This window comes from Pseudomonas sp. MEJ108 (genome assembly GCF_030208985.1).
GTDB classification, from domain to species: Bacteria; Pseudomonadota; Gammaproteobacteria; order Pseudomonadales; family Pseudomonadaceae; genus Aquipseudomonas; species Aquipseudomonas fragariae.
The window spans coordinates 140683-162179 of sequence record NZ_JARVSW010000029.1 but is presented as its reverse complement, the minus strand read 5'-3'; the positions used below and the strand labels follow the sequence as shown (position 1 = coordinate 162179).

The 21497-nt window shown below is 58.6% G+C and carries 22 protein-coding genes; 16 read left to right on the top strand and 6 right to left on the bottom strand.

What is annotated here, in order from left to right:
• Nucleotides 1-94: 94 nt before the first annotated feature.
• Together QRN50_RS15450 and QRN50_RS15445 are read right to left on the bottom strand one after the other, a co-directional pair.
• Nucleotides 95-2125: a methyl-accepting chemotaxis protein gene (locus QRN50_RS15450; protein WP_096126714.1), complete on the bottom strand. Its 2031-nt coding sequence runs from the start codon at nt 2123-2125 to the stop codon at nt 95-97.
• 425 nt (nt 2126-2550) lie between these two features.
• Nucleotides 2551-2775, bottom strand: a complete 225-nt coding sequence (locus tag QRN50_RS15445; RefSeq protein ID WP_003316018.1) for a DUF6555 family protein — start codon at nt 2773-2775, stop codon at nt 2551-2553.
• Between the two features lie 427 nt (nt 2776-3202).
• Between QRN50_RS15445 and QRN50_RS15440 the strand changes: the two genes are divergently transcribed.
• The 3 genes from QRN50_RS15440 to QRN50_RS15430 all read left to right on the top strand — a co-directional run bounded on the left by QRN50_RS15440 (nt 3203) and on the right by QRN50_RS15430 (nt 4908).
• Nucleotides 3203-4084: a manganese catalase family protein gene (locus QRN50_RS15440; protein ID WP_096126715.1), complete on the top strand. Its 882-nt coding sequence runs from the start codon at nt 3203-3205 to the stop codon at nt 4082-4084.
• 36 nt (nt 4085-4120) lie between these two features.
• Nucleotides 4121-4318: a hypothetical protein gene (locus tag QRN50_RS15435; protein ID WP_024640376.1), complete on the top strand. Its 198-nt coding sequence runs from the start codon at nt 4121-4123 to the stop codon at nt 4316-4318.
• 92 nt (nt 4319-4410) lie between these two features.
• Complete coding sequence (locus tag QRN50_RS15430) at nt 4411-4908, top strand: YciE/YciF ferroxidase family protein (RefSeq protein ID WP_011269425.1); 498 nt, start codon at nt 4411-4413, stop codon at nt 4906-4908.
• Between the two features lie 68 nt (nt 4909-4976).
• Here QRN50_RS15430 and QRN50_RS15425 read toward each other — a convergent pair whose 3' ends face one another.
• Complete coding sequence (locus QRN50_RS15425; RefSeq protein ID WP_003401379.1) at nt 4977-5495, bottom strand: DUF4142 domain-containing protein; 519 nt, start codon at nt 5493-5495, stop codon at nt 4977-4979.
• Nucleotides 5496-5829: 334 nt separating this feature from the next.
• Between QRN50_RS15425 and QRN50_RS15420 the strand changes: the two genes are divergently transcribed.
• From QRN50_RS15420 to QRN50_RS15365, 12 genes are all read left to right on the top strand, one after another.
• The gene (locus QRN50_RS15420) at nt 5830-7281 is read left to right on the top strand and encodes an iron-containing redox enzyme family protein (protein ID WP_057457340.1); all 1452 of its coding nucleotides are present in this window, start codon (nt 5830-5832) and stop codon (nt 7279-7281) included.
• Entirely contained in the window at nt 7278-8225 is a 948-nt protein-coding gene (locus QRN50_RS15415; protein ID WP_024640374.1) for a methyltransferase, read from the top strand. The genes QRN50_RS15420 and QRN50_RS15415 overlap by 4 nt, the downstream gene beginning before the upstream one ends.
• 159 nt (nt 8226-8384) lie before the next feature.
• Entirely contained in the window at nt 8385-8798 is a 414-nt protein-coding gene (locus QRN50_RS15410) for a VOC family protein (protein WP_024651901.1), read from the top strand.
• Between the two features lie 275 nt (nt 8799-9073).
• Complete coding sequence (locus QRN50_RS15405; RefSeq protein ID WP_060409241.1) at nt 9074-9853, top strand: ABC transporter ATP-binding protein; 780 nt, start codon at nt 9074-9076, stop codon at nt 9851-9853.
• Between the two features lies 1 nt (nt 9854).
• Nucleotides 9855-10805, top strand: coding sequence for an ABC transporter substrate-binding protein (locus tag QRN50_RS15400; RefSeq protein ID WP_060409242.1), 951 nt, complete (start codon nt 9855-9857; stop codon nt 10803-10805).
• The gene (locus tag QRN50_RS15395; RefSeq protein WP_054092694.1) at nt 10802-11845 is read left to right on the top strand and encodes a FecCD family ABC transporter permease; all 1044 of its coding nucleotides are present in this window, start codon (nt 10802-10804) and stop codon (nt 11843-11845) included. The genes QRN50_RS15400 and QRN50_RS15395 overlap by 4 nt, the downstream gene beginning before the upstream one ends.
• 184 nt (nt 11846-12029) lie before the next feature.
• The gene (locus tag QRN50_RS15390; RefSeq protein ID WP_024651902.1) at nt 12030-13358 is read left to right on the top strand and encodes a UDP-glucose dehydrogenase family protein; all 1329 of its coding nucleotides are present in this window, start codon (nt 12030-12032) and stop codon (nt 13356-13358) included.
• On the top strand, nt 13355-14350 hold the full coding sequence (locus QRN50_RS15385; protein WP_003401393.1) for an NAD-dependent epimerase: 996 nt from the start codon (nt 13355-13357) through the stop codon (nt 14348-14350). The genes QRN50_RS15390 and QRN50_RS15385 overlap by 4 nt, the downstream gene beginning before the upstream one ends.
• Before the next feature lie 11 nt (nt 14351-14361).
• Entirely contained in the window at nt 14362-15105 is a 744-nt protein-coding gene (locus QRN50_RS15380) for a glycosyltransferase family 2 protein (RefSeq protein WP_024640371.1), read from the top strand.
• Entirely contained in the window at nt 15102-15386 is a 285-nt protein-coding gene (locus tag QRN50_RS15375) for a lipid-A-disaccharide synthase N-terminal domain-containing protein (RefSeq protein ID WP_003367870.1), read from the top strand. The genes QRN50_RS15380 and QRN50_RS15375 overlap by 4 nt, the downstream gene beginning before the upstream one ends.
• Nucleotides 15383-16912, top strand: coding sequence for an ArnT family glycosyltransferase (locus tag QRN50_RS15370; protein ID WP_096126716.1), 1530 nt, complete (start codon nt 15383-15385; stop codon nt 16910-16912). The genes QRN50_RS15375 and QRN50_RS15370 overlap by 4 nt, the downstream gene beginning before the upstream one ends.
• 41 nt (nt 16913-16953) lie before the next feature.
• The gene (locus QRN50_RS15365) at nt 16954-17934 is read left to right on the top strand and encodes an SdiA-regulated domain-containing protein (protein ID WP_096126717.1); all 981 of its coding nucleotides are present in this window, start codon (nt 16954-16956) and stop codon (nt 17932-17934) included.
• A 146-nt stretch (nt 17935-18080) separates the two neighbouring features.
• Here the strand turns inward: QRN50_RS15365 and QRN50_RS15360 are convergent, their stop codons facing one another.
• Nucleotides 18081-18356 (bottom strand): type II toxin-antitoxin system RelE/ParE family toxin, encoded by a 276-nt coding sequence (locus tag QRN50_RS15360; protein WP_003401398.1) that lies wholly within the window; start codon nt 18354-18356, stop codon nt 18081-18083.
• Nucleotides 18356-18628, bottom strand: coding sequence for a CopG family ribbon-helix-helix protein (locus QRN50_RS15355; protein ID WP_003401400.1), 273 nt, complete (start codon nt 18626-18628; stop codon nt 18356-18358). Before QRN50_RS15355 ends, QRN50_RS15360 begins: the two co-directional genes overlap by 1 nt.
• A gap of 199 nt (nt 18629-18827) precedes the next feature.
• Between QRN50_RS15355 and QRN50_RS15350 the strand changes: the two genes are divergently transcribed.
• Nucleotides 18828-19553 (top strand): NAD-dependent epimerase/dehydratase family protein, encoded by a 726-nt coding sequence (locus QRN50_RS15350; RefSeq protein ID WP_060409246.1) that lies wholly within the window; start codon nt 18828-18830, stop codon nt 19551-19553.
• A gap of 106 nt (nt 19554-19659) precedes the next feature.
• On the opposite strand, the gene glmS is transcribed toward QRN50_RS15350, so the two are convergent.
• Nucleotides 19660-21495, bottom strand: a complete 1836-nt coding sequence (gene glmS / locus QRN50_RS15345) for a glutamine--fructose-6-phosphate transaminase (isomerizing) (protein WP_096126718.1) — start codon at nt 21493-21495, stop codon at nt 19660-19662.
• Nucleotides 21496-21497 lie beyond the last annotated feature (2 nt).

Here is a 21497-nt window from a genome sequence, read left to right as displayed (position 1 = left end):
GCCGCAGAAGAGCAAAACTTGATCGGAAAAAGGCAATCCGCGCGAGCGCGCCGATTCGGGAGGGAAATCGGGGGCTGAACAGCCCCCGACTCAATCAGGCAATCAGTTTGAAACGCGCCACGACATTGCGCATGTCGCTGGCGACCCGCGCCAGTTCATCGGCGGTAACCGCGTTGTTGTCGATACCCAGCATCAACGTCCCGGAGCTGTTACGAATCTCCATGACATTGCGGTTGATGTCTTCGGAGACCGCATGCTGCTGCACGGCGGCACTGGCGATCTGCGTGTTCATCTCGACGATACGCTCCACGCCCTGACTGATGCTCGACAGGCTGCCCGAGGCATCGCTGGCGGCACTGATGCACGCATGAGCCTTCTGCTGCCCGGCCTGCATCTGCTGCACGGCAGCGTCGGTCGCACCTTGCAGTTGCTGAATGATGCCGCGAATTTCTTCGGTCGACGCCTGGGTGCGCGAAGCCAGCGTGCGGACTTCATCAGCCACCACGGCAAACCCGCGACCCTGCTCACCCGCCCGTGCAGCTTCGATGGCGGCATTGAGGGCCAACAGGTTGGTCTGATCGGCAATGGTGCTGATGACCTGGATAACGCCACCGATCGACTGACTGTGCAGGGCCAGCGCCTGGACCTTCTGGGCACTGAGTTCAACTTCTTCGGCCAGCGCCTGAATGGTCGAGTGTGCCTGGTGCATGATGCGCAGTCCGTTACGTGATGCAGTATTCGCTTCATCGGCGGCCAGCGCAGCACCTTCGGTATTCTGCGCCACGTCGGCGACGCTCGCGGTCATCTCGTTGATCGCGGTCGCCACTTGCTCCGTTTCAGCCTGCTGCGCGTTCATCGACTGCTTGGCCAGGCCGATGGATGCGCCCAGCCGGGACGCTACATCGGTCAGTTCGTAAGAGGTGCGGTCCATGTGCGAGATGGAACTGGCGAAGGCGTCGGCCATCAGGTTCAGGCCGTTGGCGATATCCGCCACTTCGTCTTTGCTGACGACCGCTACGCGTGCACTCAGATCGCCCTCGCCCAGACGTCGGGTAACGCCCAGCAGGCTGTCGATGGTCAGGCGCAAGGCGCGGTAGATGCTGCAGAACGCGTAGAGCAGCAACAAACCCATGATCACGCACATGGCAATCACGACTTCGCGTTGCAGCACCAGGGCGTCGTAGCGAGAATTCAACTCATCCTGAAGCGCGGTCTGAATTTCGTCCTGAGCCTTGTAGAGGCCCGAGACAACCACGTTGCCGCGCGCACTCAGCGCCTGACCCTGCTGCACCGAAAACTCTGTGCCTTTTACGTACGCGTGCAGGTCGCCGCGAAAGCTTTCCATCGCTGCAGTAGCGGCAGTGATCGGGTCACTGATGCGCGCGGCCAGCTCTGGCGAACGACGCTTGAGCAGTCGAATGCTTTGCTCCAGCTCCGCACGAAATTGCAGTTCGATCTTCAGCAGGCTCTCGAGCGAACCACGCATCGATACACTCAGCCCCTGACCGGTTACCAAACCTGCCGTGATACCGCGGATCTGACCGGCGACGTTGATTTCCCGAGGCATACGGATGGTGCTCAGGTCGATCAGAAACAGCGAGGCGTAATCTTCGTCCAGCACCATGCCCGAGGTCGCCGAGACGTAGTAGATAAAGTTGAGTGTCTGGGCCAGTTGCTCGTTCCACTGGGCGAACACTTCATCCTGCGACAGGCCTGGCTTGATACTGTCCATCAGGGAACGGGTGCTTTCACGCAGGCGCTGTACGCGGTTCTCGGTTTCCAGCTGCTGCCCTTGGCGTGCGTCCATGTCGGCAAGATTAGCAAGAGCGGTTTCGAGCTGAGCGCGATTGCTGATCACATCCTGAGCGGCAGAGGCATCGCCGGCGAGTAGACGGTTACTGGCCGCGCGCTGGAGCATGGAAGTTCGCAGCACGGGGGTGGTCAATTGCAGGTATTCACGGCCGACGCGCTCTTGCGCGACCGTGTCGATGCTTGCATTCAGGCTGTTGAAAACCCGAAGACCGAGAACGATCAGCGGGATAACGATAATGATGGCTAAAACGGCAAACTTGGCAGGGAAACGCAGGCGATTGGTCAGGTAGATACCAGGCGAAAGGATGTTCATAGTGTTCTCTTTTTAATTAGGGTGTCCGATCCGGGCGGAAAAGCTCCTTTCTTTGCATCACGGGTAGTACAGGGCAGCTATGCCGTGCTGAACGAGGTCATCCATTCAGATGGAGGCACATTGACATCACTTGAGAGCAGTGGCCTGTCAGGAAGTTCAATGGGTGCTATAGCCTGATCCCGGGCTATCGACCAAGCCACGGTTAACGTGAGGTCAGGATCATGGGGCGAATGGCGGGCGAGAGCGCTTTACCGCTAATACGCTTGCGGCAGGCATGATTCGAATGAGGGTATTCAGGTCAATCAGGCGGGAAACAACTGTTCATCTGACAGTCTGGCGACCGTAGACTTTGCAAAAGAGAAATACCGTCGTGCGACATCGTGACGCACGACGGTAGGTGTCGTATCGAGGTGATCGAGGGCTCTTCAAGCCCTCGCCCACTCCACGTTCGACAAACCGAGCTTTTCCGCCTGAGGCTTGCTCAGCTTCGGCACCGGGTCGGAACGGTACTTGGGGATCGCACCGAACCCGGCATCCACTGAAGCCCAGTGCCAGGCCTCTTTATTGTCCATGGCGCCTGCTCTTATGTAGAACGTCTTGTAACTGCCATGCAGCAGGTAATCGATACGGTAGTGTTTTTCATCAGCCATTGTGGTGCTCCTGCTTTGTCGACTCGCAAAACAGATCACAGCAGTTTCAAAAAATTCAAAATATTAATGTTATCATTTAAATGATATCATTAAGCCACACCCCGATGTATCTTTATAACTGAACCCTAGGGTTTAGTTGGCGATAGAGTTTGTTTATAACTGCACTTTTACGCTATTTTCAGCGGGAAACAGTGACGGCCGCCGAGCCGGTTCAAACAGGCTTCTCCGCCACGATGAACGGACATTCAGCGCAGCATAGGGAATAATAAAATTCTATTGAACTGCAGTTTAAACACCGTCGGTCCCCTTTAAAAAAGTTAGCAGTAACGATCGTGCTCCTCAGTCTCTCATAACCTGTGACTGCGTTGAATCGAGCCCATGCACATGGGTTGACGCTTCCCGAGAGATCAAAGCCTGAGGATACGACATGTTCATGTATAACAAGCGACTTCAATATACCGTACGCGTAGCAAGACCCAATCCTGGACTGGCCAACCTTCTGCTTGAGCAGTTCGGTGGGGCTCAGGGTGAACTGGCCGCCGCCGGCCGCTATTTCACGCAAGGGTTGAGTGAAGAAGATCCAGGCCGTAAAGACCTGCTGATGGATATCGCCACCGAAGAACTGAGCCACCTTGAAATCGTCGGTTCCATTATTGTCATGCTCAATAAGGGCGCCAAAGGTCAATTGGCTGAAGGCACCGAAAAAGAAGGCGAGTTGTATCGCTCTATCAACGGTAACGGCAATGACTCACATATCACCAGCCTGCTGTACGGCTCCGGTGCGCCGCTGACCAACTCTGCCGGCGTGCCCTTTACAGCGGCTTATATCGATACGATCGGCGAGCCAACAGCGGACTTCCGTTCCAACATCGCCGCAGAATCAAGAGCCAAGATTGTTTACGAGCGATTGATGAACGTGACCGATGACCCTGGCGTTAAAGAAGCGCTGGGCTTTCTCATGACTCGGGAAATCGCACACCAGTTGTCGTTTGAAAAAGCCCTGCACGCCATCCAGCCCAACTTCCCGCAGGGCAAGCTGCCGGGCATGCCGGAATTCACCAACAAGTACTTCAACATGTCCGGCGAATCCAATGTACGCGGCGCCTGGAATCAAGGCGGCGACTGGGAGTATGTGGAATCGCCACAAGCGGCTGTCGATGGCGGCGATGGTACGGCCTCGGTCACGCTCAATGAAAAGGACACCGAGGCGCTGGAAATGATGAAGAAACGGACCCAGTCCGACCCGGCCGCCAACCCGATCACCGGGGCGGACCTGGGTTCTGGTCTGGTCCAGGGCAAAGATGCCTGAAACGGCAACCCTTGTTATGTTCAGGAGAATGGAATCATGAAGAAACTTCGCTCCAGCACATCCCCTTCGCCGCAGGGCGAGTTCGATACCGCCTTGAGCGACGCGGTATTTGTAAACGGGCTTCGTGCCTTCGAAGCCCAGGCGCTGCTTGCACGCCGAGGCTTCCAGGTGGTGATGGCGATCAAGGGTTTCGGCGTTGGAACCCTGCTTGAAAACAACCTGCCACGGCGCTGATCTCACAGCGCATCAAACCCGACTTGTCCACAGGCCAGCAAGCAATCCGCTCGCCTGTGGACAAGTCTCTCTTCGCTGAAAAGGGCAAGAACATGACTCGCACGACGATAGAAGATTTGTTCATTCACGAACTTTCAGACGTTTACAGCGCTGAAAAGCAAATTACCAAAGCACTCCCGCGTCTGGCACGCGCTTCGACCAATCCACTGCTGGCAGAAGCCTTCAAGGCTCATCTTGAAGAAACTCAGGGTCAGATCGATCGTATCGATGAATTGGTGGAAGGCGCTGGTCTGAAGCTGAAACGCATGAAATGCGCGGCCATGGAAGGTCTGATCGAAGAAAGCAAGGAATTGCTGGAAGAGATCGAAAAAGGTGCAGTGCTCGATGCCGCGTTGATCGGCGCATGCCAGAAGGTCGAACATTACGAGATCGCCAGTTACGGCACACTCATCGCAATGGCCAGACATTTAAATATGAAAGAGGCAGCCGCTCTATTGAGTGCCACGTTGGCGGAAGAAAAAGGCGCAGACGAGAAGCTCACGGAGATCGCCGAACAGGGCGGAACCCAAGCGGCCACTTCGAAAAAGTAATCATGGTTCACAGCGTCAGCCGCATGACGGTCTACAGGGTGTAGATCCCGTCATGCGGGCCAGTGGAATTACTTCTTGGCAGCATCACCGCCATGCGCAGCAGCGAGCTTTTTCGCATGCTCCAGATGCTTCTCCAGGGTAGGCAGCGTTGCTTTTGCAAACGCCTTCAGCTCTGGATCCTTGCCATTCTCGGCCTCTTCCTTGTACAGCTTGATCGCCTGCTCATGTGCGGAGACCTGATTGTTGGCGTACGCCTGGTCGAACGACTTCTCGCGCATCTCCAGAATCATTGCCTTGGCTTTATCCATCAGCATAGGGTCTTCAGACACTTCAAGGTTCTTGCTTTTTGCGATCGCAGCCAGCTTCTCATTGGCGGCGGTGTGATCCGTGACCATCTGCTTTGCAAATTCCTTCACATCTGCAGAGACACCTTTCTCATCCTGTGCGAGCTTGCCAACCTGAACTTCGGCGATGCCTTTAGCAGAAGCGTCTTCTACGAAATCATCAGCGTCCTGAGCAGCAACAGCCATTTGCGAACCTAGCGAAAGTACAACGGCAATGGCGCTCATGCGAAAATAATTGTTCATTTTCGGTCATCCTTTTATGGGCTGAATACGTCATCGTTATCGACGACATGAACGTTACGACCTGCTTCAAATACCTGCGTTCAGCCTTTTTGACCGGACGCGGCATACGCCGGTACCACGCTCACCTGATGCTGATGTAAACCCGAACCGGCAATGCATTTTTTCCGCGCAATCATCACCCTCTGGAATAAGCACCATTGCCACCTATCGGTACCCGGAAAATTACGCTGAATTTCCCTGTACCGAGACACTCACTTATCTACGCTGCATAGAAAAACAGAAAGTCCCGAATGACTGCGTCAACGCGATGTTCAACTGCCGAGGTACGATTTTCATGACGTCTCTTCAAGTGATGACCGGCGATGCCGTCGTCAAAACCGTCGTTGAAGAAGCCCGTTCAAAAACCGTCTATCAATCATGGATGAATGAACGTGCTCCCGAACATCAACACGATGCGGTCATGTTTCTGAATCACTGCCTGGTCTTGGCCGAGCGGGAACACTGCGACCTTCCGGCCCAGCCTGAAGCGCTTGAACAGTGGATGGAGCAGAACGTAGGGGTCGTGGCTGATCAATATGCGCTCTATCTCGAGCAACGCCGCGCTGGAAAACCGAGACGGTTTTTCAAGAACAAAGCGCACGCGATGTATTTCATTCAGCAGGTCGCACCGACCAAAATGGTCGACGGCGCCTGGCTATACGGATTGCTGCCGCGCTGGGCAGACTACCGCTTCCACGGCCTGATTCGTACGTATCTTGAAGAGCTCGGTGACGGCGAACAGGCGCAGAATCATGTCTCGCTGTACCGGAAACTGCTGGCGGATCTGGACTGCGATACCAACGCGCCACTGGCAGACGACGCTTACCTGCAGGGTGCGATTCAGCTGTCACTGGGGCAACTGAGCGAGCAGTACCTTCCCGAGGTCATTGGTTACAACCTGGGCTATGAACAGCTGCCGCTGCACTTGCTCATCACATCGTTCGAGCTGAATGAACTGGGCATAGACCCTTACTACTTCACCCTGCATGTGACGATCGATAACGCCAGCACCGGTCATGCGCGCAAGGCTGCGCAGAGCGTCCTTGAGTTGATGCCTGTTGGCCAGGAGCGCGACGAGTTTTACCGTCGTGTCGCCAGTGGTTACCGGCTCAATGAGCTGGGCATGGGTTCAACTCAGGTGATCCAGTCGTTCGACCTGGAGCAGGAAGTGATCGCCATGCTCGAGCGCAAGCGCACGTTCGGTCAGCACATGCATTCCGACTACTGCCGTCTCGATGGCAAGACTGTCAACGAATGGCTCGCCGAGCCCGATCAGATCCCGGAATTTCTTGCTGTACTGGAGAACAGAGGCTGGATCAAGCGTCACGAAGACCCTCTGCACAGCCGCTTCTGGAAGCTGTTCGAGGGCGCCGGCGCACCGATGTTCGGCGTCTTCAACGGTTATGAAAAGCAACTCGTGCACGACTGGATCGCCGGTGAGTGGCTGTCGGATGGCAGCGCTCAGCCCACGGTTGGCAAACGGCTTCCGGAAGCCTTTCGCTCGCGCTTCCGCAGCCTGCAAGATGGCGCTCAGCCCTCCCCCGCGCTTGCAGTGCCTGCCTCGGCAGACGCTGATCCGGACGTGCGCGAACTGCACATGAAACTGGAATCTGCGCCCGCCTCGGAGAAGATGTCCACGTTGATCGAAAGCATGTCGCCGGCAAGACACGCGACCGCCGCCGGCCTGCACGCGACGCGTCTGTTTGTGAACAGCATGGCCGAGCGCATGACAGGAGCCCACGCATGAGTCATCCCCTCCCCGACAGCGCCGCGCTGATTGCCCTGGCGCAGCGTCTTGAAAACAGCGGCTATCGCTTCATCACGCCCACGCCCCTGACTCATCAACACGTCAATCAGCGCCCGGAAAATCGTACTGCCGCGTCACTGCGCGATGTGTTCGGCTGGAGTCGGCTGATACCGGAGTCCATGCTGCCGGTCGAGGAGGCTCAAGGGTTGCTGGCTGCCGGTATTCTGGAACGTAAGGAAGACGGCTTGAAAAGCCGGGTGAGATTTTCCAGCCTGGATGATCTGCTGCTGGTGCATTCGGCGTTTCCTACCTCAGATGAAGACTCGGTGTTTTTCGGTCCGGATACCTACCGCTTCGCGCAGTCCATCAATCGCCATCTGCAAGGTACGTCGCATCCGGTCAACCGCGCCGTCGACATCGGCTGTGGCACGGGTGCCGGCGCCATGTTGATCGCGGTCGCCCGTCCGCAGGCACAGGTCCACGCCGTCGACATCAACCCCAAGGCGCTGCATTTCGCACAGACCAATGCGGCAGTCGCCGGGCTGAAGAATATGGAGTGCTGCCACAGCGATATTCTCTCGGGCCTGAGCGGAAATTTCGACCTGATCGTCGCCAACCCGCCCTACATGAAAGACACCCAGCGCCGCGCCTACCGCCACGGAGGTGATGCACTGGGCGCAGACCTGTCTGTGCGCATCCTGCGCGAGTCACTGGACCGCCTGACTCCTGGCGGCTCGCTGGTGCTTTACACCGGCGTGGCCATGGTGGGCGAGCACGATCCGTTCTTCGAGGCGGTGCAGGCCGATATCGACCATGCGGCACTGACATGGACCTACCGCGAACTGGACCCGGATGTGTTTGGCGAAGAGCTGCTTGAAGAGGGTTACGAAGACGTGGACCGTATTGCAGCAGTGGAGCTGGTGGTCACCCGACGCCCCGCATGACCCACCGAAATATCTTCAATAGTTCATGCTTATAACGCGCATAAGAACCAAGCATTGGTCAGCCTGACCGCATCCCGGTGAAACTTGCCACGAGCCATCGATCAACACCCTGCTGTTGATCGATGCAGGCTCGTCGCACACCGAAAAGGATGACGACACATGCCACGCCTTAACAGGATCATCGAAACAGCCCTCTACGTAGACGATCTGGCGAACGCCAGGGAGTTCTATTCCGACACCCTTGAACTGGAAGTGATGTTCGAAAGCGCGACATTGGTGGCTTTCAACGTCGGCGGTGTGAGCACCCTGCTGTTGTTCAAGCGCGGCGCTTCGTTGCAGACGCAGTACCTGAGCGGCGGAGAGATACCACCCCACGATGCACACGGCCGGATTCATGTGTGCTTCGCCATCAATGCCGACGAGATGCAAGCCTGGGCGGATCGCCTTGCCAGGGCCAGCGTCGCCATCGAAGGCCGCACCGAATGGCCCAAAGGCGGATCGAGCGTCTATTTCCGCGACCCCGATGAAAATCTCGTCGAACTCCTGACGCCGGGCTGCTGGGCGATTTATTGAATCGCTCAGGTCACACGTTGCTCTGCAAAGGTGGGTCAATAAAGCGGGGCAATCGAATATTGATACGCGGGTGTGCTGCGCCTCAAATGTTATGTTATAACGCTTGAAGATTCTTAATGCAGCCTTCCCAAGCGATCTTCCGCCGCCATGATCAACCCTGTTCCCCAATCCTTTCCAGTCACCACCAAGCACGCCTTGCAGGCAGGTCAGCATACTCAGCAATGGATACCCAGTGAGCCGCACTCGCGGCACGTCGCTGTGGACCCGCGTGTTTGATGCTGGCGCTGGAACGCCTCGCGTGGGCACCGGAACAGACGTCAGTCTGCACGCACCAACATTTTGCCTTGAAGGATATCGACCTGCAGATCGCCGCAGGCGAGTTCGTCGGCCTGATCGGGCCCAATGGCAGCGGCAAGACCAGCCTGCTGCGTTGCGCATTCCGCTACAGCCGCCCGCACAGCGGCAAGGTCGCCATCAATGCCCGCGATATCTGGTCCTGCAGCTCGCGCTGGTGCGCCCGGCACGTGGCAGTGGTTGCCCAGGAGTTTCCCGATGCATTCGGCCTGACGCTGCTGGATGTGGCAAACATGGGGCGTGCCCCTCACCAGGGATTCTTTGCCGCAGACAGTGACCACGACCGCACAATTGTACAAAACGCGCTGAACGCCGTCGGGCTGGCGGGCTATGAGCAGCATCGGTTCGACACGCTTTCCGGCGGCGAGAAGCAGCGTTGTCTGCTGGCGCGGGCGCTGGTGCAAGAACCCCGACTGATGGTGCTGGACGAACCCACCAACCACCTCGACCCGCGCCATCAACTGGAATTGCTCGGGCTGGTCAAACAGCTCGGCACGGCCACGCTGGCCAGTATCCATGACCTGAACCTGGCGGCGGCATTCTGTGATCGCCTGTGTGTCATTCATCACGGCCGGCTCATTGCGCAAGGCACGCCCCGGGAGGTGCTGACCCCGGAAATGCTGCTCAGTGTGTTCGGCGCCAAGGCGCTGGTCGACAGCCACCCTCTGCGTGACTACCCACGCATCACCTGGATACCCTGACATGAACAGCCTGTCCGCCCGCCTGGCTTTGGCCGCGTTGCTATGCAGCCCGATGGCGCATGCCGCCTACCCTGTCACCGTGCAAAGCTGTGACCGTTCGGTGACGTTCACGGCTGCGCCGCAGCGCGCGGTCAGCAACGATGTGAACCTCACCAAAATGATGGTTGCTCTGGGTTTGCAATCGCACATGGTCGGCTACAGTGGCATCACCGGCTGGAACAAACCCGATCAGGCGCTATTGCGCGACCTGGGCACGCTGCCCGAGCTGTCCAGTAAATACCCGTCTCTGGAAACGCTGCTCAATGCCAACGCCGACTTCTATTTTGCCGGCTGGAACTATGGCATGCGCGTGGGTGGCGATGTCACGCCGCAAAGTCTGGCCCCGCTGGGCATTCAGGCCTATGAACTGACCGAGTCCTGCGCCCAGATAATGCCCCGCGCCGAGGCGACGCTGGAGGATGTCTATAACGACCTGCTCAATCTGGGCCGGATATTCGATGTGCAGAGCCGGGCCGAAACGCTGGTTGCGCAGATGCGCCGCAGCGTGAGCGACGTCGAGAAAAGCGTGGCGGGCAAATCGCCGCCCAGGGTGTTTCTGTACGACAGCGGCGAAGACCGGCCGATGACCGCCGGGCGCCTGGCCATTCCCCAGGCGCTGATCAGCGCTGCAGGCGGCCGCAATGTCATGGGCGACGTCGCAGCCAGCTGGACCCACGTCAACTGGGAGTCGGTCGTGCAAAGCAATCCCGAGGTGATCGTCATCGTCGACTACGGTGAAGTCAGCGCTGCGCAGAAACAGCACTTTCTTGAAAGCAATCCGGCACTGCACTCCGTGGACGCGATCCGCAACCGGCGTTATGTCGTGCTGCCCTATGTGGCGGTGACGCCCGGCATCGACAATGTCACGGCCATCGAAACGCTTGCAGCGGCATTTCATGATGTGAAGCGATGACGCTGGCGCAGTGGCTGACCGAACGGCCGCGCCGTTACCTGGGCCTGTTGATCGCTCTGACGCTTTTGCTGCTGACGTCGTGCCTGGTGTGCATCACCTTCGGCGCGGCCCCTGTGCCCTTGAGCCGGGTGATGGCTATCCTGATGTTCAAACTCTCCGGTACTGCCGAACACCCACCGCTCTGGACAACGGGACAGGAAACCATCGTCTGGCTGATACGTACGCCCCGCGTCTTGCTGGGCGCGCTGGCAGGCGCAGGGCTGGCGTTGATCGGCAGCGTTCTGCAAGCCGCGACCCGTAATCCGCTGGCCGATCCGCATTTGCTGGGGGCGACCTCGGGCGCCACGCTTGGCGCCGTGATCGTGGTCATGCATGTGGGGGAAGTGTTTGGCATGCTGACATTGCCACTGGCCGCCTTTGTCGGCTCGCTGGTCAGCCTGTGCCTGGTGCTGTGGCTGGCCAGTCACCAAGGCCGGCTGGACAGCCAGCGCCTGCTGCTCGGCGGTGTGGCCGTGTCCTTCGTGATGATGGCAATCGCCAACCTGTCGTTGTTTCTGGGCGACCACCGCGCCAGTTCCTCGGTGCTGTTCTGGATGCTGGGCGGGCTGGGTCTGGCCCGCTGGGAATTGCTTGCGGTGCCGTTTATCACGGTGCTATGCGGTTGGATCCTGCTGCAAGGGCTGGGTCGTTCACTGAACGCGCTGATGGGCGGCGACCAGACCGCCGTGAGCCTTGGCCTGCAAGTGCGCAATATGCGCCTGCTGGTTTTTCTGATCGCCTCACTGATGACCGGCGTACTGGTCGCCCTGTGCGGCTCCATCGGTTTTGTCGGCCTGATGGTGCCGCACATGGCCAGACGTCTGGTGGGCTCGGAGCATCGACGACTGTTGCCTGTCGCCACCCTTCTGGGCGCATTGTTGATGGTCTGGGTCGACGTCATCTCCCGCACGCTGATCGCCCCCGAAGACCTGCCGATAGGCATTACGACCGCCTTGTTGGGAGGGCTGTTTTTCATTTTCATGATGAAGCGCGGTCAGTAATCGGCAAGGTGTTTGCCGTGGGCAAACAGGACTGCCCGCGGCCCTTCCGACTACATGACAAACTCGTGTCATCGTTCCTTAACACCTTTATGACATTTATTTTGCGCTGGTTATTTCAGGCTGCCGAGGCGCCTGAGAATAAACCGGCTCATCCATTCATGTCATGAGGCGGAAGGAGCGGCACTTGAAAGTGACAGTGTTCGGAACCGGTTATGTGGGGCTTACTCTTGCCGCCTGTCTGGCTGAAGTAGGCCATACCGTCTGTTGCATGGATGTCGACAGCAAGCGCATTGATGCGCTTCGCGAAGGCATATGTCCGATATTCGAACCCGGTCTTGGCGAACTTCTGCGCAACGGCCTGGACTGCAAAAGACTGAGTTTCACGACCGATGAGGTACACGCCAGTCGCTTTGCAGAGTTGGTCTTCATCGCCGTCGGTACGCCAGCGCAAGCCGACGGCAAGGCGGACCTGAGCCAGGTGCTTGCCGTACTGCGCTGCGTGATCAGACACGCCGAAAGTGCCCCGATCATTGTCAACAAGTCGACCTCGCCAGTGGGCACCGTTGACCGCCTGCTCGCTGAGATAGCTGCCAGTGCGCGATGCGATGACGGCTTTGAAGTGATCAGCAACCCCGAGTTTTTCAAGGAAGGCTGCGCAGTCAGTGATTGCCTGCGTCCGGATCGCATTATTGTCGGCGGGGCCAGTCCGCGAGCGCTGGAGCAGATGCGCGAGTTGTATCAGCCCTTCAGTCGCAACCGCGAGAAGTTTGTGGTCATGGATGCGCGCAGCGCAGAGCTGTCCAAATACGCTGCCAACTGCCTGCTGGCGACCAAGATTTCGTTCATCAACGAGATCGCCAACCTGGCTGAACAGGTGGGTGCTGACATAGAACAGGTCCGGCTTGGCATCGGCTCCGACCCTCGTATCGGTTATGACTTCATTTACCCGGGCTGCGGCTTCGGTGGCTCATGCTTTCCCAAGGACTTGCAGGCGCTGATCGGCACGGCCAGCGAGCACGGCGTGGAGACGGCGTTGCTCAACGCCGTGGAACAGGTCAATCGCCGCCAGAAGCACCGCCTGTTCGAAAATATCCACACGCATTATCACGGTGATCTGAGGGGCAAGGTTTTCGCTGTCTGGGGACTGGCCTTCAAGCCCAATACCGATGACATTCGCGAAGCAACCAGCCATACCCTGCTCAAAGCACTCTGGGCAGCCGGTGCCAGGGTTCAAGCGCACGACCCTCAAGCAATAGAAGCGGTCAGGCATCATTACGGCGAGCGAAACGACCTGCAACTGGTGCAGTGCAAGCAAGATGCACTGGAAGGCGCAGACGCTCTGGTGGTGGTGACCGAATGGCAGGACTACCGGGTGCTGGATCTGGACGCGCTCGGCGAAAAGCTCGGTGATCGCGTGGTGTTCGATGGCCGCAACCTGTTCGACCCGTTACAGCTGCGTGAGGCGGGCTTTACCTACTACGGCATTGGTCGTGGCCAGGCGACGCCGGCATGACGGTACTGGTGACAGGTGCTGCAGGGTTCATCGGGTTTCATGTCGCCAAGCGTCTGTGCGAGCTCGGTGTGGAGGTCGTCGGCATCGACAACCTCAACGATTACTACAGCGTCGAGCTCAAACAATCGCGCCTGGCCCTACTCCAGCGCCTGCCAGGTTTCACGTTCCACAGGCTGGACATCACCGATGCCGAAGGGCTGTCCGCGCTCTTCTCGCAAAATGGCTTCGAACAGGTCATTCATCTGGCGGCTCAGGCCGGTGTGCGTTATTCGCTTGAACAACCGAATGTTTACGCCCAATCCAATCTGGTCGGCTTTATCAACGTGCTCGAGGCCTGTCGGCAGTATCGACCTGCGCACCTGATCTACGCGTCCAGCAGCTCGGTGTACGGTGCCAATACGCGCATGCCGTTTCAGGTCGAGGATGCCGTCGACCGGCCGCTGTCCCTGTATGCCGCCACCAAGCGCGCCAACGAACTCACCGCCTACAGCTATTGCCACTTGTACGGCCTGCGCGCCACAGGACTGCGCTTTTTCACTGTCTACGGCCCCTGGGGTCGGCCAGACATGGCGCTGTTCAAATTCACCAAAGCCATGCTGGCCGGCCAGCCTGTGGATATCTACAACCACGGCGAAATGGCGCGGGACTTCACCTACATCGACGACATTGTCGAAAGCATCCTGCGCCTGCGTCTGCTGCCGCCCGATGCGGTTGGCAGCGAGCCGCCCCATCGACTCTTCAACATCGGCCGGGGTCAGCCCGTCAAGCTGCTGGAGTTCGTCGATTGCCTGGAGGCCGCGCTAGGCCTGCGCGCGGAAAGGCGCTACCTGCCCTTGCAGGCGGGCGACGTGCTGCAAACCTGGGCTGACGTCAGTGCGCTGAGCCAATGGATCGACTTTCAACCACAGGTCTCGGTCGACACCGGCGTCAGGGCCTTCGTCGACTGGTATCGGGAGCACTATCAGGCCCGGATCTGCGAGCCACTTCAATAACAAGGACTTCCATGACCACGCCCACTTTTCTCTCCGTCGTGATCCCGGCCAAAAACGAAGCCGATAACCTGCCCAGCCTGATAAAAGAAATTTGCACAGCGCTGGACGGGGAACGCTACGAGATACTGGTCGTTGACGACGGCAGCACAGACGACACCTTGAAAGTGCTGACGCACCTCAAGGACAGCGGGCTGACCATGTTGCGGATCCTGCGCCACGAGCGATCACTCGGGCAGAGCACCTCGGTCTATCACGCAGCACTGGCAGCCAACGGCACCTGGCTGGCAACCCTGGACGGTGACGGTCAGAACGACCCTGCGGACATTCCGGGGATGTTGGCGCTGGTACGCGCTCACGCAACGGGCTCGGAGGCGATACAGCTGGTGGCCGGTCACCGGGTGAATCGGCGCGATACCGCCAGCAAACGCTGGGCCTCGCGCTTTGCAAACGGCCTGCGCAGCCGGCTTCTCAAGGACGCGACTCCAGACACCGGGTGCGGCCTGAAACTGATCGAGCGAGCCGCGTTTCTGCGCCTGCCGTACTTCGACCATATGCACCGGTTCATTCCAGCGCTGATTCAGCGACATAACGGCCGTATGGTTACGCACCCCGTCAACCACCGTCATCGCCAGGCTGGCGTGTCCAAGTACGGCAACCTGGACCGCGCGCTGGTAGGCATTCTTGATCTGGTCGGCGTCTGGTGGCTGATCCGTCGGACTCGCCTGGATGTTCAGGCACAGGAACTGCGGCCATGAAGCCGGACAACGAGACTTTCTGGCTGATCCTCGGCTTTGTCGGGCAGGCGGTTTTTACCGGCCGCTTTGTCCTGCAATGGCTGTACAGCGAATTCAAGAAGCGCAGCATCATCCCGGTAGGCTTCTGGTACCTGAGCATGCTGGGCAGCACGATCCTGCTGGCCTACGCCATTTATCGACAGGACCCGGTCTTCATCGCCGGCCAGGCCTTTGGCCTGCTGGTGTACATGCGCAACCTGCAGCTGATCAGTCGACAGGCCAAGACACCTGAGGAGCAATGACGGTGCGAACTCACCTTTCGCCTCGCCTCGAGGGCTGGCTGCTGGTCGCGCTGGCCGTTTTACTGGTCGGGGGCGGCCTGGGCTTGCGTCTGCCGCAGAACGTGGACGAAGAGCGTTTTCTCGGCGTTGCCCTGGAAATGCTACAGAACGGCTCATGGTTCGTCCCGCACCGGGCCGCGCAGATCTATGCCGACAAACCGCCGCTGTTCATGTGGGCGACGGCATTCTTCATTTGGCTGACGGGCAGCCCGAACATCGCGCTGTACCTGCCCGGGCTGCTCTCTGCAGGCGCGACCACCGCAGTCCTCTACGATCTGGGCACCCGCCTGTGGAACCGACGCATCGGTCGGTACGCCGCCTTGCTGTTCCTGGCCACCTATCAGACCTACAGCATCCTGCGCACCGGGCAGATCGACAGTTTTCTGTGCCTGTGGATTGCGCTGGGCTTCTACGGCCTGGTTCGCCACGTGTTGCTCGGGCCAGCCTGGGGCTGGTTCTATTTCAGCTGTGCGGCGATGGGCCTGGGCATTATCACCAAGGGCGTCGGTTTTGTTCCCGCGTTGATGTTGATCCCTTACGCCTATGCCGCGCACAAAGGTTGGCACGGTGTCGTGGCCATGCCTGGACAGGCCGCGCGCTGGGCGCTGGGTCTGCTGGTGTTATTGCTGGCCTGCTGCCTGTGGCTGGTGCCTATGATTATCTCGGTCGTGCGTGACGGCGGCCCGGAAGGCTTCGCCTACGTGCAGGAAATACTCTTGCACCAGACCGCCAATCGCTACGCCAGCGCCTGGGACCATCGCGAGCCCTTCTGGTATTTCTTCGTCAAAGTCATCCCGCAGTATTGGCTGCCGCTGGTGCTGGCGCTGCCCTGGCTGATCCCGGCCTGGCGCCGACAGTTGAGCAAGCACGATGGCCGGGTGTTGGTACTGCTCGGGTGGGTGTTGCTGGTGCTGCTGTTCTTCAGCCTCTCCAGTGGCAAACGCAAAATCTACATCTTTCCGGCGCTGCCCGGCCTGGTACTGATAGCCGCCCCCTTGCTGCCCTGGTTATTGAAACGCTGGTTCCATGACCGCATACGGGCTCGGCGAATCGTCCCGGTGGTGGTGGTTATCTGGCTCGGTCTGTGGTTCGCCAGAGGGTTCGTCGAACCCGTCATAGAAGGCCAAAACCCACACAAGGAATTGATGGAACAGGCCGCTTACGTCACTCAAGGTGCTGATCTGGTGCTGGTCAACTGGCGCGAGGGGCACTGGCTCTATGCACGCCAACCCATTGTGCATTTCGGTTTTGCCAAGCCGTCGGCAACCGAACAGGCCGCCCGCTGGCTAAGAGAACACCCCGGCACCTTTGCGCTGGTGCCAGGCGAGCAACTGGCCAATTGCTTCTTGCCGGAAAAAGCCCGGCCGCTGGGCCAGACCTCCAGAGCTGACTGGTTCATCGTCGATGCCGATGCCGACAATGGCCGGTGTAAACCGCAACGCCCTATGCAGGCCTATCGCTTCGCCTGGCAGCAGAATGTTGATTAATCCCCCGCCCAGCCACCCAACACGCGGGAGTGCCTGAAGCCATGCAGCTGGAAACGATCAAGGCAAAGCGCTTGACGTGGTCGAACGTCGCTCGAAGGCAGGTATCACTCGCACAACTTGTGCTGAGTGCAGGTGCCCTCGGGCTGTTGATCCTGGCCTACGCCGTGTCGACACACTTTCAGGTCCACCAACAGCTGTACCAGTACGGTCGCACCTGGTTAAAGGGCAATACGGCAGCCGACAAGAATATCTGGCTGCCGGATTTCCAGGTGGTTATCGACGCCAAACCACTTGCCCCGGACGTCGCCAATATCTCCGGGATCACCTACGACTACGACAATGACCGACTGCTGGCAGTGACCAACAAAGGCCCCATGCAACTGCTGGCGCTGAACGTGAACGGCGACATAATCGACCGCTACCCACTGATCGGTTTCGACGACACAGAGGGTGTGGCTTATCTGGGCAACGGTCGCATCGTGCTGTGCGATGAAGATCTCCAGCAACTGGACATCATCACGTTGCCGACGCAGGCACGCCCCATCCACGTCGAGGAAGCTCAGTTCATTGCGCTACTGATCAACCCCAGTATTCATAACAAGGGATTCGAAGGCGTAACCTACGATCCCGCCAACGACCGCCTGTTCGCGATCAAAGAGCGCGATCCACGCCAGATGTTCGAGGTTTCCGGCGTCCTGCGCTCCATCGATCAAGGCCGTTTGCAGATCAAAATTGCCGACCGGCTGGACTGGATCATGAAAAGTGTCGCTGCACGCGACCTTTCAGACGGCTACTACGATCCGCGAACTGGCCATTTACTGCTGCTCAGCGACCAGTCGCGCTCGATCACGGAACTGGACAGCAAAGGACGATTCGTCAGCATTCGATCACTGCTGGCTACCTTCTCCGACCTCAAGCACAGCGCCCCCCAACCCGAAGGCCTGACCATGGATCGCGCAGGCAACCTGTACGTCGTCAGTGAGCCGAATCTGTTTTACAAGTTTTCGAAAGTGCCGGAATAGGTAGTGAAGAAACTAGGCCTTGAGGGTGACTTTCGGGGGGTAGGGTCTGTTTTGGGAGAGCTTACGGAAGTCGGAAAAATCGGACGCTGAGGCTTTTCGACCGGTCTTGACCAGGCGCAAAGGTCGGTTTTGCTGCTTTCACAACGCTATCGATCTTCACGGGAGTGCCACAGGCGCAGCAGATAGACAGTGGAATTCACTATCTCGTAACGCATCTCGTAATGGCCGATCTGAATCCGGCGCACATCCCTGGGCTCAAATTCTTCAAGGCGCTCGCCGATGCGCGGGTTAGTCCGCAGCGTAGTCGGCGCTGACGTGAGCTGCTGTACGGTTCGTGCAGCAGCAGGCTGATTTACCGCTGCCAGAAACTCGTAAAGCCTAGCAATGTCAGAAAGCGCCTTGCTTGTCCACTTCAGTTCCATCAGCGCGGTAACGGCAACGCCGTGTCGGTGCTAAGGCTATCAGCCCAGGCCTGCACAGCCTGGTGGTCGATTATGCGGCCAGCATCAACATCAGCCAAGGCTTCGCGGGTCAGGCGACTGCGTTCCTCTTCCTGGTCTATCCAAGCGGACAGCGCCTGTTTGACGATCCAGTTTTTGGAGCGTTCGAGACGCTCTGCCATCAAATCGACTTTTTGTGCCAGTTGCTCAGGAACGTGAGCCGTGACAGATCGGGTTTTGGCGGTTGTTGCCATGATGAGATACTCCTGATTGTCACTCGATTCAAAGTTAATCATAGTGAATAATTAGCCATCGTCAAGCGCGCTAGCAGGTCGGGCCTAATCCTAGGCCTATCCAATAGAATCCACATTTTTTATTGGAGGGTATTGACACAGTGCCAGGCGAGTTGGCGCACTGCTTCCGCTGCAATGAACCCTCAAGGAGATGAGTGCAATGTCGCGTAAAGTTTTCGTAGCCGGCGCATCCGGTGTAATCGGCAGAGCCCTGCTCAAGCTTTTGGTGGCTGCGGACTACAGCGTATATGGCGCTACCCGTCGCGCCGAAAAAGTGAAGGACATCGAGGCCACAGGTGCTACGGCAGTGGTGGTTGATGTCTATGACGCCGAGCGTTTAAACAAAGAGTTGGTCCGCATACAGCCATGGGCTGTTATTCATCAACTGACAGATCTGCCTCGTGGCTTGAGTCCTGAATTGATGGCCAAAGCGGTCGAGAACAACGCACGTATCCGTACAGAAGGAAAGCGTAATCTGGTAGCCGCCGCTCGAGCCGCTGGCGCTACACGCCTGATAGCTCAAAGCATCGCCTGGGCCTACCGTCCAGGCGACACCCCTTATCTGGAAACCAGCCCTCTGGACGTAGAGGCACAAGGCAGCCGTGGCATCAGCGTGGAGGGTGTGGCGGCCCTGGAACAGCAAGTGCTCAGCGAGCCTGCATTGAACGGCACAGTCTTGCGCTATGGTCAGTTGTACGGGCCCGACACCGGCACTGACGAGCCGACCGGTACCAGCCCAGTACACGTACAAGACGCTGCGCGTGCAGTACTGCTGGCGTTGCAAAAAGAGCAAAGTGGTATTTTTAATATCACTCAGGACAGCCCGACCGTCAGCAACGAAAAAGCCAAGCGCATACTGGGGTGGTCTCCTTCCATGGAGGCTTGACGCCACAACGCAGTTACTCCGTACGAAGGAGTGACCGCGTTAGGACTTATTTTGAATAAATCTGAGTCTGCTCTAATTTACTGAAGCCCTCACCCCTGTGGATAACTCACTCCACCGTCACCGACTTCGCCAAGTTCCTCGGCTGATCGACATCCGTCCCCTTCAACACAGCCACATAATACGAAAGCAACTGCAGCGGAATGGTGTACAGAATCGGTGCCAGGGCATCGATGATGTGTGGCATGGCGATGACGTGGGTGCCTTCGCCGTTCTTCAGGCCGGCTTGCTCGTCTGCGAATACGATCAACTCGCCGCCGCGTGCGCGCACTTCCTGCAGGTTGGATTTGAGTTTCTCCAGCAGTTCGTTGTTCGGTGCGACGGTGACGACTGGCATGTCGGCGTCGACCAGCGCCAGCGGGCCATGCTTGAGTTCGCCGGCCGGGTAGGCTTCGGCGTGGATGTAGGAGATCTCTTTGAGCTTGAGTGCGCCTTCCATTGCCACCGGGAACTGTGCGCCGCGCCCGAGGAACAGGGTGTGGTGCTTCTCGGCGAACAGTTCGGCGACTTTCTCGACCGTGCCATCCATTGCCAGCGCTTCGCCGAGGCGGGTTGGCAGGCGACGCAGTTCTTCGACCAGTTGCGCTTCGACGCCCTCCTCCAGCGAACCCTTGACCTGACCCAGCGACAGGGTCAGCAGCAACAAGGCAACCAGCTGGGTGGTGAAGGCTTTGGTCGATGCCACGCCGATTTCCGGACCGGCCTGGGTCAGCAGGGTCAGGTCGGATTCCCGCACCAGTGAGCTGATGCCCACGTTACAGATCGCCAGGCTGGCCAGAAAGCCCAGTTCCTTGGCGTTGCGCAGCGCTGCCAGGGTGTCGGCGGTTTCACCAGACTGCGAGATCGAGACGAACAGGGTGTCCGGCTGAACCACTACCTTGCGATAGCGAAACTCGCTGGCCACTTCAACCTGGCAAGGGATGCCGGCCAGGCCTTCAAGCCAGTAACGCGCGACCATGCCGGCGTGGTAACTGGTGCCACAGGCGGCGATCTGAACGTTGCGTACTTTGGCGAACAGCTCGGCAGCCTGCGGACCGAATGCGTGGACCAGCACTTGCTGCTGCCCCAGACGACCTTCGAGGGTGCGCTGTACGACCTTGGGCTGCTCGTGAATTTCCTTGAGCATGAAGTGGCGGTACTCGCCCTTGTCGGCGGCTTCGGCGCCTTCATGGTATTGCACCACTTCGCGCTCGACCGAAACACCGTCGACGTTCCAGATCTGCACGCTGTCGCGACGGATCTCGGCGATGTCGCCCTCTTCCAGGTACATGAAACGGTCGGTGACCTGACGCAGCGCCAGTTGGTCGGAGGCCAGGAAGTTTTCACCCAGGCCCATGCCGACAACCAGCGGGCTGCCGCTGCGGGCTGCCAGCAGGCGATCGGGCTGCGCGGCATTGATGACCGCAAGCCCATAAGCACCGTGAAGTTCTTTCACCGCAGCTTTCAGGGCAACCGCCAGATCGGCGGTGTCCTTGAGCTTGTGGTGCAGCAGGTGGACGATGACTTCAGTGTCGGTATCGGATGCGAATACGTAACCCAGGCCTTTCAGCTGTTCACGCAGCGCTTCGTGATTCTCGATGATGCCGTTGTGGACAACTGCCAGCGTGTCGGCCGAGAAGTGTGGGTGGGCGTTACGCTCACACGGGGCGCCGTGGGTCGCCCAACGCGTGTGGGCGATGCCCAGACGGCCGATCAGCGGCTCGCCGGCAAGTGCCTGTTCCAGCTCACTGACCTTGCCGGAGCGACGACGGCGCTCAAGGGTGCCTTCGTTGCTGAAGACTGCCACGCCCGCGCTGTCATAACCGCGGTATTCAAGGCGCTTGAGGCCTTCGAGCAAAATGGCCGTGATATTACGTTCAGCAACGGCGCCGACGATTCCACACATGG